This window comes from Flavicella sediminum (assembly GCF_006381105.1).
Lineage (GTDB): Bacteria > Bacteroidota > Bacteroidia > Flavobacteriales > Flavobacteriaceae > Flavicella > Flavicella sediminum.
The window spans coordinates 1-13,933 of record NZ_VDET01000016.1; the positions used below are offsets into that span (position 1 = coordinate 1).

Sequence of the window (13,933 nt, forward strand, 5' to 3'; positions counted from 1 at the left end):
AATCTGGAACTCCTGCTCAATTGATGGAAAAATACGGATTAAACGATAAAGCAATTGTTGCTGCTGTTCAAAAAGTAATTGCAAGAAAATAATTTTTATATTTACCGAAACTAAAATTAATTTATTATGAAAAAAATAATTTTTTCGATTGCACTAGCTGTTGCAGCAATCCAATTTACCAACGCACAAATTAGCTTTGGTGTTAAAGGAGGTATGAATATTGATTTAAACAGTGAAGCTTCTAAATATGTTGAAGTTCCTTCTGGTTTTTCTTTAAATACAGAAAAAAGTAGCGGTTACAATTTTGGAGCATGGTTACGCGTAAAAGTGCCTGTGGTTGGTTTGTATGTACGCCCTGAAATAAACTATACAAGTTTATCTACAGATTACAGCATTGGATACCCAGAATTCACCTACCAAGGAAATACAATTCCTGAAGGAGTTGCGAACTCTTCGTATGAAATCAATAAAATTGATGTGCCAGTTTTATTAGGACTTAAATTTTTAAAATTCGGAAATATATTTCTTGGACCTAACTTCCAATATTTATTAAAGTCGAAAGCAACAAATTCTATTGCTGCTATTAGCTACAGTGAAACTGACGATACAATCGATCAAGAAATTTCTGTAGGTGCCGTTATCGGTGTTGGTGTTGAAGTATGGAAATTAGGACTTGATGTTCGTTTTGAAACAGGCTTTAACTATCCGAAAGAAAACTTAAGTGGTTTGTCTGACGAAGAAGCTATCCTTGCTATTGGTGAAGCTTTGGGAAGTCAAAAACCAAATCAAATTATTATTGGACTTTCTTATAAGTTCTAAGAATAAATAATCTCAAAAAAAAGCTATCAATTTAAATTGATAGCTTTTTTTTTGCTTTTAACTAAGCTTAAAATCGCCAATAAGTATACAGTGAAACTCCTTGTTGAAAATGAACTTCCTTCTCTATCAAATTCTGTTTTAAAGGAAGCTGAGAATTGATACCTATAATCATTTTTTCAGTTTGAAATTGCAAACCGATAGTTGCATTGCTCATAAATCCTGAGGTACGCTCATCTTTTATATTGTATTGTTCTGTAGCCGCAAAAGAATCATAATTAATGCCTGCCAAAGGCGCCAAAATAAAGCGGTCATTCAAAGAAAAGGCATAAGAAACTCCCAAATTTAATTGGGTTTGATTTCCGAATTTAAAAGTTGCTTCATTTTTATTCTTTACAAAATAAACAGCACCAAAATTCAAAGAAAAATCTTTGATAGTATATTCATATTGTACCGGAAATATAACATCCCAACTTCCTGTTCCCAATTGTGTAGCCGAAGTATTATTAGCCGAAGTGCTATTTTCATTAAACCTACCTGTAGGCATTTTTAAGCCTGCTCCTATTCTTAATTTATGTGCACTTTCATTTGCTAAAACACTGTACAAGCCATATACACTCATATCTCCCAAACCACTATTGTCAATCGCTTCATGACTAGAATTTCTTCTATAATTAAATCGATACGGCACCATGGCATTTATCCGTATGCGTTCTGAAATTTGGTATTGTCCGGTTATAGCGATTGAATTGATATAATCATTCCCTTCAGGACTATTGGTACTAATTCCTTCCTTAAACACAAAATGCATATAATTGTAAGATAGTCCGAGAAAACTACCACTAATTCCATTGGCAAAACTACTACTGCTTGAAGAGCCACAACTGCATACATCGCAGGCAAATATTTGGTTACTTGTAAATAACACAAGTAAAAGTAGTGCGCACTTATTCTGAAAAACGGCTGTCGTTGATAAACGTTTCATCTGTTAATGATTTTAAAAAATATTTTAATTCTGTTTTATCTGTTTCCGACAATGGTATTCCTAAGACTTCGCCATTTTTTAAAGTAGGGTCCAAGGTTGCCATTTCTACAACTCCCGAATTGTAGTGCTCAAAAACCGCATCTAAATCAGCCAATCTACCATCATGCATATAAGGATAAGTAATCCATACATTTCGCAAACTAGGCACTTTAAACTTGTAATAATCGCTGCTGTTTACACCATTATCTTCATCATTCACTCTACCTCTTCCCAATTCATCGGGAAACTTAGAATTGACCCCCAAACCATTATTCCTAAAACTTTGATCGGTAAACAATTCTCCGGCATGACAACTGGCACATTTTTCGTTAAACACTGCCAATCCTTTTTTTTCTTCTTCGGAATAGGGAACTTCCATTGCTTCTCCTCGTACATATTGATCGTAACGAGAATTTGAAGAAACCAGCGCATTCATAAATTGTGACAAAGCTTGCGTTAAGGTTCTTAAGTTTACAATATGACTTTCCGAATCTGTTTTTACAAAACTTTTCTTGAAATCAGAAACATAACTGGCATCTGCTTGTAATTTTCCCAAAACATTGCTCACTGTTTCTTTCATTTCCAAAGGAGACTCTATAGGAACTAAAGGCTGTAAGTCTAAATGACGAATTGCACCATCCCAGGTAAAATCATTCATAAAAGCCAAATTCTGAATAGGCTGTGTATTCCTTGTTCCTTCGGTACCACCAACACCCGCACTTAAATCGTGACCGTGATGTGTAAATGCTTGTGCTTGGTTGTGACAAAAACCGCAAGAAATGCTATTATCCGCAGATAGTCGTCCTTCATAAAATAATCGTTTGCCTAATTCAAATTTTTCTTGGGTAAATTCATTCACAGAAAAATCGTAGGTAGGTTCAGGAAAATTTATGGGTTTTTCAAATTTAATATAGGAGCCTTCTATACCTTCATTCACACAGGAAGAAACTATAGAAAGGCCTATACTAAGCATTATAAGTTGCTTGAACATAATTTAATGATCGTGTTCTGTAGTTTCCTCATTCGGATTTGCTGAACCGCATCCCTCATTTTCAGGTATATCAAAAACTGCTGTAGTACCGTGTATATGATCTACAGAAAACATCGTAGCTACATTCGTTGCTACTTTTGGAGATTTATGTGCATCTATAATGATATTACCTTCCGAAATATCAATCAGGTTTGTACTGTTAAAAATATTGGCAACGTCTATCTTTAAATGTACTTTCGGAGACGTATTGTCACTTACCAAAATGTCAGCATCGTTGCTAAAAGCCAAAGTTATTAATTTGCTATTGTCTATTCTGCTTGGTGCATCCGTAACCGATTTATTCGCCGTTCCATGGCCTGTAGAACTACTCCCATGACTTCCATTATGCACTTTAAAAGTATTGGCTGCATTACCAGCATAAGAGCCTTCATACTTTAAAAATTGATAGCCAGATGTCCAACCCCAATTCATTCCAAATTCATTGGCTGCAACCAACATATCTCCTTGTGCTTCTGTCCCTAATTCAAAAACTTCTTCGCTAACTCCGTATCTAAACGAAATTTTGTTGTACGTTCCATCAGGTATTCCTGTTAAATATTTATAGTCTGTCGCTTCACAAGAGGCATCTATTATATGAAAACTTTCCTGAGTTGGCACTGTATAGTCAGCAGTTCCATTACTTCCGTAAAAAGTAATATCTGTAATCATGTATTTTAAAGCGGTAATATTTAATACACCGTTGTTTGCGCTTGTATAATCGTGATTTAAATTAAAGTCATGATCGCTGAAAACATTTTCAAACTGAATATAAGCATCCACTTTGTTTTCAGACACCTGCTCATCTGCATCATCATTATCGTTACAAGAAATTAAGTTTAGGGCAGCAAAAGCTGCTAAAAGGTAAAATTTAAAATTTTTCATTTTTATGTTGTGTAATTTTTAATATAAAATAGAGGGTTATGCATAGCCATTACTTAAAATGAATATGTATAAAACAGGCGTTTTTATTGCCTTTTCAATTAAAAATTAAACAATAGGAGGTTTGTCAACCCTAGCACTAACTAAGTAATTATAAGTGCCTGCATACTCCTTATAAGAATCGAGAACCTCTATAAAGTTCAATGGCTTATAAGTATCTGTAATTTCATAATAATACACCGGAAAGAAAGCAATGACACTGACCGAAGTTGCATCTTGATTATCTGTATTTTCAGATAAAACACTTAGTTCTTTTGCTAAATGGCATTTACCATTACATTGCAATTCGGGTTTGTCTTTATTAACACAATACTTCTCTATAATTTCACTTAAATGAGTTTCATAGTACATCAAATAGCCCGCAAAATATGCCGGCCTAACAGAAAGAACTGTCAATAAAATTATGACTATAAATTTTTTAAACATGAAATTTTTAAACTAACGAAGTATCGCTTTTATTTATGTCTTCCTTTCAATTCGTTTTCAATATCTTTTAAAGTAAAGCCTTTTGCTTGTAATAACATCAAGTAATGAAATAACAAATCTGCAGATTCATACAAGAACAATTCGTCGTTATTATCCATCGCTTCAATCACTGTTTCTACAGCTTCTTCCCCTACTTTTTGTGCTACCTTATTGATTCCTTTAGCAAATAAACTCGCCACATACGACTTCTTTGTATCCTTGTTGGCAACCCTTTCCGTAATTACATCTTCCAAGGTAGAAAAGAAACCATAAGAAGAAACATTTTCCTCTTTCCAACAAGTATCTGCACCAGTATGACACGTTGGTCCCGCTGGGTTTACTTTGATCAATAAAGAATCATCATCACAATCATTTGCAATGCTTACCAATTCCAAAAAGTTTCCACTTTCTTCACCTTTCGTCCACAAACGGTTTTTACTTCGACTAAAAAAAGTGACTTTACCTGTCTCCATTGTTTTGTCATAAGCATCTTGGTTCATATAGCCCAACATCAAAACATTTTTTGTTGTTGCATCTTGAATAATTGCAGGAACCAATCCGTTGTCTTTAGAAAAATCTATCTTCATTGTGTTTATTTTTGAAAGTGCAAATATAGGATTATCTTATATTTATTAGCACAATTGACCTTATATTCTTATTGTAATTCCTTGCTTTTTCAATTCCTTTTTTAAATCTTGTATGTCAATTTCTTTGAAATGAAATACACTAGCTGCTAATGCTGCATCTGCTTTCCCTTTGATAAAAGTATCTGCAAAATGTTGCATATTTCCAGCACCACCAGAAGCAATGATCGGAATATTTACCAATTCCGATAAAATTTCCAAAGCTTCATTGGCAAAACCATCTTTGGTACCGTCGTGGTCCATAGACGTAAACAAGATTTCTCCTGCACCTCTTTCTTCAACTTCTTGCGCCCATTCAAATAAATTCAGTTCAGTTGGAACTTTTCCTCCTACCAAATGTACAATCCAATCTCCATCAATTTGTTTGGCATCTATAGCCACTGTAATACATTGTGCGCCAAATTTAGCAGAAGCATCATTGATCAATTGTGGATTTTTAACTGCTGAAGAATTGATAGAAATTTTATCAGCCCCCGCATGTAGCAAGTCGTCAATATCTTCAATAGAAGAAATTCCACCCCCAACGGTAAACGGAATATCAATAGCCGCAGCCACACGCATCACCATATCATGTAAGGTTCTCCGTTTTTCTTCTGTTGCCGAAATATCTAAAAACACCAATTCATCGGCACCCGTATCAGCGTAAATTTTTGCCAATTCCACAGGATCACCAGCATCTCTTAAATCGACGAAATTTACACCTTTAACGGTTCTTCCGTCTTTTATATCCAAACAAGGAACTATTCTTTTTGTTAACATTATTTTTGGCTTTTGGCCATTGGCTATAGGCTTTTAGCAAAGAGCTAACTGCAAATAGCTAAAAGCTAATTTTTAATTATATAGTTTTCTAATTGTTTCAAACTGATTTTATTTTCATAAATCGCTTTTCCCACAATAGTACCTTCACAGCCTAAAGCAGCTAATTTTGGTAGCTCATCAAAAGTTGAAATACCACCACTGGCAATTAATTTAACGCCTGGTAGTTGCTTCAACATTTTTTCATACAAGTCGAAAGAAGGACCTTCTAGCATTCCATCTTTGGCAATATCTGTACAAATAACATAAGAAACACCATCCTTCATATAGGCTTGTACAAAAGGAATCAAATCTTCATCCGATTCTTCTAACCAACCACTAATCGCAATTTTTTCGTTGTTTGCATCAGCACCCAAAATAATTTTATCCGCACCAAATTTTGTCAGCCAACTTTTAAAAACTTCAGGATTTTTAACCGCTATACTTCCACCTGTAATTTGTCCTGCTCCAGATTCAAAAGCAATACGTAAATCTTCATCTGTTTTCAATCCACCCCCAAAATCAATTTTTAAACTTGTTTTTGTGGCAATTTCTTCCAGTACTTTATGATTGACAATATGACTTGCTTTAGCACCGTCTAAATCTACTAAATGTAAATGTTCTATTCCGTGTGCTTCATATTGCTTCGCCATTTCTAGAGGATGTTCTCCATAAATTTTTTTCGTGTTGTAATCTCCTTTTGAAAGACGTACACATTTTCCGTCTATGATATCTATTGCTGGTATTATTCTCATTTTTTTAGCTATTCGCGATTGGCCTTTAAGCAATTAGCAAACAGCTAAAAGAAAATAACCAAAGGCTTATTTATAATTCTAGAAAATTCTTTAAAATATGTGTTCCTGTTTTACTGCTTTTTTCAGGGTGAAACTGGGTTCCATAAAAATTATCTTTTTGCAAAGCTGTAGCGTATTTTAAACCATAGGTTGTTGTAGCGATTGCTTCTTTACAAAGCGGTGCATAAAAACTATGAACCAAATACACAAATTCGTTTTCATTCACTCCAGAAAACAAAGCCGATTTCAAATCAGCAATTTGATTCCATCCTATTTGAGGAACTTTTACCTCATTGTCGAAACGAAGGACATCAACATCAAAAATACTCAGACCTGTTGTATTTCCTTCGGCACTAGAATGACACATTAACTGCATGCCCAAACAAATTCCTAAAACGGGTTGTTTCAAAGAAGGTATTAGTGTATCTAACCCAGATTCCTTCAACATTTTCATGGCACTACTTGCCTCTCCAACACCAGGGAAAATTACTTTATCGGCTGCTTTTATTTCTTCAATATCATTACTTAAAACAGCTTCATGTCCTAACCTTTGCACTGCAAATTTTATAGATTGAATATTTCCTGCTCCGTAATTTATTATAACTATTTTCATTTTTTACTAGTTATTAGCTTTTTGCCTTTTGCTACTAGCTAACAGCTAACATCCAAAAGCCATAAGCTAGTTTTATAACACTCCCTTTGTACTTGGTAAAAACATTTTATTAGCATCGCGTTTTACAGCCATTTTCATTGCTTTTGCAAATGCTTTAAAAATTCCTTCAATTTTATGATGTTCATTGACGCCTTCCGCCTTAATATTTAAATTACACTTGGCACCATCGGTAAAAGATTTGAATAAGTGGAAAAACATTTCAGTTGGCATATCACCAATCATTTCACGTTTGAATTCCGCATCCCATTCTATCCAAGGTCTCCCTCCAAAATCTACCGCTGCTTGCGCCAAACAATCATCCATTGGCAAACAGAAGCCGTAACGTTCAATTCCCAATTTATTCCCAAGAGTTTTGCTAAATAATTCCCCTAAGGCAATCATGGTATCTTCAATTGTATGGTGTTCATCAACCTCTAAATCTCCGTCCACTTTTACCGTTAAATCCATAGAACCATGACGTCCTATCTGATCCAACATATGATCAAAAAATTTCACTCCTGTAGAAATATCATTTTGACCCGAACCATCTAAATTTAATTTGATATAAATTTTAGTTTCATTGGTATTACGAGTAATTTCAGCTGTACGAGATTCTAGTTTTAAAAACTCATAAATAGCTTTCCATTCTGTAGTTTCGATAGCAATTACGTCGTCCAATTCGGCTCTTTTCACAGACAATTCCTCATCTGCCAAACCATCCACATTGTTAATGTAAATACCTTTTGCACCAAGATTTTTTGCCAATTCAATATCCGTCAAACGATCTCCAATCACAAAAGAATTTTCTAAATCGTAAGCTTCAGAATTGATGTATTTTGTTAGCAAACCTGTTCTAGGTTTACGTGTAGGTGCATTTTCGTGAGGAAAGGTTTTATCAATTGCTATATCAGAAAACACAACACCTTCATTTTTAAAAGCTTCAATCACCTTATTTTGAGCAGGCCAAAAAGTTTCTTCAGGAAAAGAATCCGTACCCAAACCATCTTGGTTGGTAACCATCACCAATTCATAGTCCAATTCAGCAGCAATTTTACCCATGTATTGAAATACTTTTGGATAAAATTCTAATTTCTCAAGACTATCCAATTGATAATCTATAGGAGGTTCAATGGCTAATGTTCCATCTCTATCTATAAAAAGTACTTTCTTCATTTTTTTATGCTTTTGGCTACTAGCTTTTGGCTACTAGCATAATTCTAAATCGTCTTTAACGCTTCTATCAATTTTTCATTCTCTATGGAAGTCCCTACCGTTAATCTTAGGGTATTTTCACACAAAGCTTGTGTCGTTCTGTTTCTAATTACGATTCCTTTTTCTAATAACTGATTGTAGCGTTTATTGGCATCATCAACTTTTACCAAAACAAAGTTTGAATCAGATGGGTAAATTTTAGAAATATAATTTACCGTTTGCAAGGCTGCGATCAATTTGGTTCTTTCTGCTAAAATATTTTCAATTTCAACTTGAACTTCATCAAATGCTAACAAACGCTGTTTTGCTCTTTGTTGTGTTAATTCATTGACATTGTAAGGAGGCTTAATTCTGTTTAAAACTTCTATAATTTCAACAGATGCATAACAAATCCCCAAACGAATACCTGCCATACCAAATGCTTTTGACAAGGTTTGCGTAATGATTAAATTTGGGTATTTCACTAAATTTCTCAACCAACTTTCTTTTGCAGAAAAATCAACATAGGCTTCATCAATAACAACAATTCCGTGAAAGCCTTCTACAATTGCTTTTATTTTTTCTTCTGAAAAAGCATTTCCTGAAGGGTTGTTTGGAGAACACAAAAATAAAATTTTTGAATGTGCATCTGCAACGGCTAATGTTTCTTCTACTCGAATATCAAAATCTTCAGATAATAATACTTCTTTGGTCGCTATGTTATTTAAGCCTGACAAGACATTGTACATTCCGTAGGTAGGTGGCAAAAAGATAACATTGTCTTCTTTAGGCTCACAAAAAGCTCTAAAAATTAAATCTAAAACTTCATCGCTACCATTTCCTAATAAAATTTGGTTGGTCGGAATACCTTTTAAATTGCTCAACAAATCTTTGACACTTTGTTGTCTTGGATCTGGGTAACGATTGACGCCATTTTGAAATGGATTTTCATTAGCATCTAAGAAAACCATATCTGCCGTAGCCTCTTCAAACTCATCACGAGCAGAAGAATACGCTTTCAACTTGGCGATATTTTCTCTTACTATTTTTTGTATATCAAATGACATTTTTGTCTTGATTTTAATTTTCTAAATTTTTCAAACGTAAAGTCACTGCATTTTTATGAGCTTCTAAACCTTCCGCTTCCGCCATCAATTCAATGGCAGGTCCAATAAATTGAATTCCTTCTTCTGATATTTTTTGAAAGGTAATCTTCTTTGTAAAGGCATCCATATTTACACCGCTATACATACGTGCATAGGCGTTTGTAGGTAAAGTATGGTTGGTTCCTGACGCATAATCACCAGCGCTTTCTGGCGTATACGGTCCTATAAAAACAGACCCCGCACTCATAATTCTATCCAAGTACAAGTCTTCATTGACAACATTTAAAATTAAATGCTCAGGAGCATAGTCATTGATAAAGTCAATTTGATCTTTTAAGTTTTCAATTAAAATAAACTGAGAATTTTCTATAGCGCTTGTCGCCATTTCCTTCCTTGGCAATACTTCCAACTGAGCAGCTACTTCTTTCTGAATAGCTTCTAAAGATTCCACCGTATTTGCCAAACAAATTACCTGACTATCATGACCGTGTTCTGCTTGCGATAACAAATCAGAAGCGACAAATTCTGGCAAAGCCAATTGATCTGCAACTACCATTAATTCTGAAGGACCTGCAGGCATATCAATAGCCACCCCCTGTGTTAAAGCAAACTGTTTTGCCCCTGTTACAAACTGGTTACCAGGTCCAAATATTTTATAAACACTAGGTACAGATTCCGTTCCATATGTCATGGCCGCAATGGCCTGCACCCCACCTAATTTAAAAATAGTGGTAACACCGACCAATTGAGCAGCATACAAAATTGCTGGGTTTATTGTACCGTCAGCACTTGGAGGTGTGCACAAAATAATTTCTTTACACCCTGCTAGTTTCGCCGGAATTCCCAACATTAATATGGTTGAAAACAAAGGAGCTGTCCCCCCCGGAATATACAAACCTACTTTTTCAATAGGCCGCATTTCCTGCCAACATTCTACTCCCGGACTTGTTTTTACAACTTTTTTAGAAATAAATTGAGAAGCATGAAAAATTTTGATATTCTCTTTGGCCAAATCCATGGCAGCTTTCAAATCTTCAGAAACCTGAGCCACCCCTTTTAGGGTTTCTTCTTCAGTTACTTGCAAATTTTGAAGCTTGACTTTATCAAATTTCAAGGTATACTCTTTCAAAGCTTGATCTCCGTTCATTTGAACGTTTTCAAAAACTTCTGAAATAATTTTCCCTAAATCAGCTGCTTTTTTTGCGGGTCTTTGTGTTAAAGATGCCCAATTTTCTCTTGCAGGATTTTTTACTATTTCCATTTCAAATCAGTATTAAGTAGTAAGCCTTAAGTATTGAGTACTTTATACTCTATACTAATTACTTGTTACTCATTTATTATAAAACCATTTTTTCAATAGGCACAACTAAAATTCCTTCTGCTCCTCTAGCCTTCAATTCTTCAATAATGTCCCAAAACTTACTTTTTCCTAAAACAACCGTATGAATTGAGCTCCATCCTTTTTCTGCCAATGGCAAAACGGTAGGACTTCTCATTCCTGGTAATATATCGATAATTGATTCAACCTTGTCGTTTGGTGCGTTTAACAAAATATATTTAGAATTTTGTCCTCTTAAAACGGATTGAATTCTAAATTGAATGGTATCTAAAATAGCTTTTTTGTCAGCAGACAAATTAGGACCCGCCGTTAAAACAGCTTCACTAACCGACATTTGAACAGCTTCTTTTAAACCATTTTTAAACAAGGTACTTCCACTAGAAACGATGTCACAAATAGCATCTGCCAAACCAATATTCGGAGCAATTTCTACAGAACCATTGATAATGTGAAGCTCTGCGGTAATTCCTTGTTCTTTTAAATATTTTTCTACCGTATTTGGGTACGACGTTGCAATACGTTTTCCGTTAAGATCTTGAATACCTGTGTACTCAAATTCTTTTGGTACGGCTAAAGAAACGCGACATTTAGAAAATCCTAAACGCTCAATAATTTCTAATTCTTCTCCTTTTTCAACCAAAGTATTTTCTCCAAGAATGGCAACATCTACAACTCCATCTCTTAAATATTGAGGAATGTCTCCGTTTCTTAAATACAATACTTCCACTGGAAAGTTACGAGCTGAAGCCTTTAATTGGTCTTTACCATTGTCGATTGATATTCCACAATCTTTTAATAATTTCAAGGAATCTTCGTTTAATCTTCCTGATTTCTGAATGGCGATTTTTAATTTTGTCATTTTGTTTTTAATTGTGTTTAAGCAATTGTAAATGATTTGATTTATACGAAAAAAACCCATTTGAATTGCTCAAACGGGTTTTTGAAAATATGTTTATAAATTACATAACATTCCTAGCTCGATTGATCACAAGTTTGAGAATGATGATGATGTAATTTATTTGTATACATGTCTATTTATTTAACGTCGCAAATATAGTAATTTTATTAAAAATAGTGCAAGTCCTTTTTTGTTTTTTTAAGGATTTTTTTTCTTCCTTAAAATACCTATTTCTAAAAAAAGCGGTTTCTTTCAAAACCGCTTTTTTATTTTAATTCTGGAATAAATTATTTAACAATTAATTTAGCTCTCATACTTGCATGCCCTGGAAAAGAACACAATACCCAATAGGTTCCCGGTTTTTCAGGAGCTTTAAAGAAAATTCTTTCTGAAGTTTCTGGTCCAACAATTCCTGTATGATACAAAACCAAATCTGTATCTGGCACATAATTCAAGTCGGCACCATCCAATCCTAACTCCAGCGCCATATTTCCTACTTTATCTGCTGTAGATTTTCCGGGTTTTGTAATAACTAAATTATGCAACATATCGTCATTATTATTCAAGGTTAACTGAATTTTTTCTCCTTTATTCACCACCAATTCTTTAAAATCAAATTTCAAACCTGGAACCGTTCCTACAGAAATTTCTCTGTCGTATTTCCCGTTCCAATCGGTAGGCATTTTAGTAACACGTTTTGGTTGCACTATTTTTTTGTTCGACTTTTTCATTTTCATCGACATTGATTTCAATTTCCCTCCCGGTACTTCATTCAAAGTATAATAACCGGTATCATGCAACAAGGATTCTCCTGACTTAGCTTTGACACCCGCAGCAGTCAACTGATGAATAAACCCTAATTTCATTCCGTGCACAGTTAATTTAGCAGAAAGCCCGTCTTTAGCAACTTCTACTTTATGAATCATGGCTTTTTCTTGATCTACAATTGGACTGCCATAAGTAACATGGTAGGTATAATTGAAAGTTGCCATTTTATAGGACGCTGGATCCGAAGCTGTTTTTTGATCTACAGGTTTTGTAAACTCAACTATAAATCCATCATTTTGCGCCTTAATTGCTTTAAGTTCAAAAGGTGTTTTTCCGGTCCAAACCAAACGCTGTAAACCAAAATCTTTACCTCCCGAAGATCTCCATCCTCTTGCGGTCATACCAACAAACATACTATGATCACTACCCCAAATCATTCTTAATATTCCTGAAGAAAAACCTTCTCTAAAAGGAAAGGAAGCTCCTTGATACACACCATTAATTTTCTCCATAAAAACACGCATAATTTTGCTATGTCCTTGATCACCAACAAAAATTTGGTTTTCAAAAGGTCCGAATTTAGCACCTGTTGTGTCGTACAACATATCAGAAGTAGAAATTCCCAAAATAGTATGAGGAAACCAGATAGCGGGTGCCTTTAATTCAGGAATTTTTTTCGCGTACTCATATAAACTCAGCCCAGAAAATTCTTCAATATCTGAAGGTTTTAATTTTAAAGGTGACTTCAGATCATCCGTCCATTTTAAACCCGATGGATGTCCTGCAAAATCTCCTTCTTCTAAATGAGTCATTCTACCAGAACCAACCCAGTCTCCTTGGTTTTCCGTATAAAAAATAGCTCCTTCCGGACTCACAGCATAACCGGCTGGAGAACGCAAACCTGTTGCAATTGGAAACATTTCGCCTTGAGGTGTAATTTTCAACAACCAACCTCTCCATTTTGCCAAACTTTTACCCCCACCTTTCCAAGATAGATTTAAGTTTACATACATATCACCATTTTTGTCCAGCTTAGGTCCGTAAGAATATTCATGGTAATTTCCCGACAAAGGCCAAGAATAAATTGTTTTGTACAAATCTGCTTCCCCATCATTATTCGTATCTTCAAGTCTTGTCAGCTCCCCTCGTTGCGACAAATAGAATCCATTGTCCTTATAAGCCAAACCTAACGCCTCATGCATTCCATATGCAAATCTATTATAAACAGGTTTTTGACTGTACGGTTTGTCAATCAGCCAAACTTCACCTCTTCTTGTAGAAACCCCTAATTTATCTTTATCTGTTAGCGCCAATCCACCGACTTCCAAAACCACTCCTTTAGGAATAGGCACATCAATAATTTTATAAAATTCTGATTCTTTTTTTGAAATAGCGGTATTTTTCTGTGCAAATCCCATTTGATTTATCAATAAAATACACAGTACTGCAATTGTTCTATTTATACTTTTCAT

14 protein-coding genes are annotated in these 13,933 nt (G+C 34.7%); 1 reads left to right on the top strand and 13 read right to left on the bottom strand.

The window, feature by feature from the left end; genetic code table 11:
• The first annotated feature begins 126 nt into the window (after positions 1-126).
• Positions 127-819 carry a porin family protein gene (locus FGM02_RS13730; RefSeq protein ID WP_139959040.1) on the top strand — a complete coding sequence of 231 codons (693 nt, stop codon included), beginning with the start codon at positions 127-129 and terminating at the stop codon, positions 817-819.
• Between the two features lie 67 nt (positions 820-886).
• Here FGM02_RS13730 and FGM02_RS13735 read toward each other — a convergent pair whose 3' ends face one another.
• The 13 genes from FGM02_RS13735 to FGM02_RS13795 form a co-directional block, all read right to left on the bottom strand.
• Complete coding sequence (locus tag FGM02_RS13735; protein WP_139959042.1) at positions 887-1,801, bottom strand: transporter; 915 nt, start codon at positions 1,799-1,801, stop codon at positions 887-889.
• A complete protein-coding gene (locus FGM02_RS13740) occupies positions 1,764-2,831 on the bottom strand; it encodes a cytochrome-c peroxidase (protein WP_166461186.1) in 1,068 nt (355 codons plus the stop codon). Before FGM02_RS13740 ends, FGM02_RS13735 begins: the two co-directional genes overlap by 38 nt.
• A gap of 3 nt (positions 2,832-2,834) precedes the next feature.
• A complete protein-coding gene (locus tag FGM02_RS13745) occupies positions 2,835-3,752 on the bottom strand; it encodes an MbnP family protein (RefSeq protein ID WP_139959044.1) in 918 nt (305 codons plus the stop codon).
• Positions 3,753-3,857: 105 nt separating this feature from the next.
• Entirely contained in the window at positions 3,858-4,235 is a 378-nt protein-coding gene (locus tag FGM02_RS13750) for a hypothetical protein (RefSeq protein WP_139959046.1), read from the bottom strand.
• Between the two features lie 29 nt (positions 4,236-4,264).
• On the bottom strand, positions 4,265-4,861 hold the full coding sequence (gene hisIE / locus FGM02_RS13755) for a bifunctional phosphoribosyl-AMP cyclohydrolase/phosphoribosyl-ATP diphosphatase HisIE (protein ID WP_139959048.1): 597 nt from the start codon (positions 4,859-4,861) through the stop codon (positions 4,265-4,267).
• Between the two features lie 60 nt (positions 4,862-4,921).
• Positions 4,922-5,677 (bottom strand): imidazole glycerol phosphate synthase subunit HisF, encoded by a 756-nt coding sequence (gene hisF / locus FGM02_RS13760; RefSeq protein ID WP_139959050.1) that lies wholly within the window; start codon positions 5,675-5,677, stop codon positions 4,922-4,924.
• 65 nt (positions 5,678-5,742) lie between these two features.
• Positions 5,743-6,468 carry a 1-(5-phosphoribosyl)-5-[(5-phosphoribosylamino)methylideneamino]imidazole-4-carboxamide isomerase gene (hisA, locus tag FGM02_RS13765; RefSeq protein WP_139959052.1) on the bottom strand — a complete coding sequence of 242 codons (726 nt, stop codon included), beginning with the start codon at positions 6,466-6,468 and terminating at the stop codon, positions 5,743-5,745.
• A gap of 70 nt (positions 6,469-6,538) precedes the next feature.
• Complete coding sequence (gene hisH, locus FGM02_RS13770; protein WP_139959054.1) at positions 6,539-7,120, bottom strand: imidazole glycerol phosphate synthase subunit HisH; 582 nt, start codon at positions 7,118-7,120, stop codon at positions 6,539-6,541.
• A 72-nt stretch (positions 7,121-7,192) separates the two neighbouring features.
• Positions 7,193-8,332, bottom strand: coding sequence for a bifunctional histidinol-phosphatase/imidazoleglycerol-phosphate dehydratase HisB (gene hisB / locus FGM02_RS13775; protein ID WP_139959055.1), 1,140 nt, complete (start codon positions 8,330-8,332; stop codon positions 7,193-7,195).
• A gap of 44 nt (positions 8,333-8,376) precedes the next feature.
• Entirely contained in the window at positions 8,377-9,417 is a 1,041-nt protein-coding gene (gene hisC / locus FGM02_RS13780; RefSeq protein ID WP_139959057.1) for a histidinol-phosphate transaminase, read from the bottom strand.
• 13 nt (positions 9,418-9,430) lie between these two features.
• Positions 9,431-10,717: a histidinol dehydrogenase gene (hisD, locus tag FGM02_RS13785; RefSeq protein WP_139959059.1), complete on the bottom strand. Its 1,287-nt coding sequence runs from the start codon at positions 10,715-10,717 to the stop codon at positions 9,431-9,433.
• Positions 10,718-10,793: 76 nt separating this feature from the next.
• Entirely contained in the window at positions 10,794-11,654 is an 861-nt protein-coding gene (hisG, locus tag FGM02_RS13790) for an ATP phosphoribosyltransferase (protein WP_139959061.1), read from the bottom strand.
• 326 nt (positions 11,655-11,980) lie between these two features.
• Complete coding sequence (locus tag FGM02_RS13795; protein ID WP_139959063.1) at positions 11,981-13,933, bottom strand: plastocyanin/azurin family copper-binding protein; 1,953 nt, start codon at positions 13,931-13,933, stop codon at positions 11,981-11,983.

What these genes read in the sequence shown, in the direction of transcription:
- FGM02_RS13730 (WP_139959040.1), top strand. Translation starts at nt 127, where the DNA reads ATGAAAAAAATAATTTTTTCGATTGCACTAGCTGTTGCAGCAATCCAA.
- FGM02_RS13735 (WP_139959042.1), bottom strand. Translation starts at nt 1,801, where the DNA reads ATGAAACGTTTATCAACGACAGCCGTTTTTCAGAATAAGTGCGCACTA.
- FGM02_RS13740 (WP_166461186.1), bottom strand. Translation starts at nt 2,831, where the DNA reads ATGTTCAAGCAACTTATAATGCTTAGTATAGGCCTTTCTATAGTTTCT.
- FGM02_RS13745 (WP_139959044.1), bottom strand. Translation starts at nt 3,752, where the DNA reads ATGAAAAATTTTAAATTTTACCTTTTAGCAGCTTTTGCTGCCCTAAAC.
- FGM02_RS13750 (WP_139959046.1), bottom strand. Translation starts at nt 4,235, where the DNA reads ATGTTTAAAAAATTTATAGTCATAATTTTATTGACAGTTCTTTCTGTT.
- hisIE (WP_139959048.1), bottom strand. Translation starts at nt 4,861, where the DNA reads ATGAAGATAGATTTTTCTAAAGACAACGGATTGGTTCCTGCAATTATT.
- hisF (WP_139959050.1), bottom strand. Translation starts at nt 5,677, where the DNA reads ATGTTAACAAAAAGAATAGTTCCTTGTTTGGATATAAAAGACGGAAGA.
- hisA (WP_139959052.1), bottom strand. Translation starts at nt 6,468, where the DNA reads ATGAGAATAATACCAGCAATAGATATCATAGACGGAAAATGTGTACGT.
- hisH (WP_139959054.1), bottom strand. Translation starts at nt 7,120, where the DNA reads ATGAAAATAGTTATAATAAATTACGGAGCAGGAAATATTCAATCTATA.
- hisB (WP_139959055.1), bottom strand. Translation starts at nt 8,332, where the DNA reads ATGAAGAAAGTACTTTTTATAGATAGAGATGGAACATTAGCCATTGAA.
- hisC (WP_139959057.1), bottom strand. Translation starts at nt 9,417, where the DNA reads ATGTCATTTGATATACAAAAAATAGTAAGAGAAAATATCGCCAAGTTG.
- hisD (WP_139959059.1), bottom strand. Translation starts at nt 10,717, where the DNA reads ATGGAAATAGTAAAAAATCCTGCAAGAGAAAATTGGGCATCTTTAACA.
- hisG (WP_139959061.1), bottom strand. Translation starts at nt 11,654, where the DNA reads ATGACAAAATTAAAAATCGCCATTCAGAAATCAGGAAGATTAAACGAA.
- FGM02_RS13795 (WP_139959063.1), bottom strand. Translation starts at nt 13,933, where the DNA reads ATGAAAAGTATAAATAGAACAATTGCAGTACTGTGTATTTTATTGATA.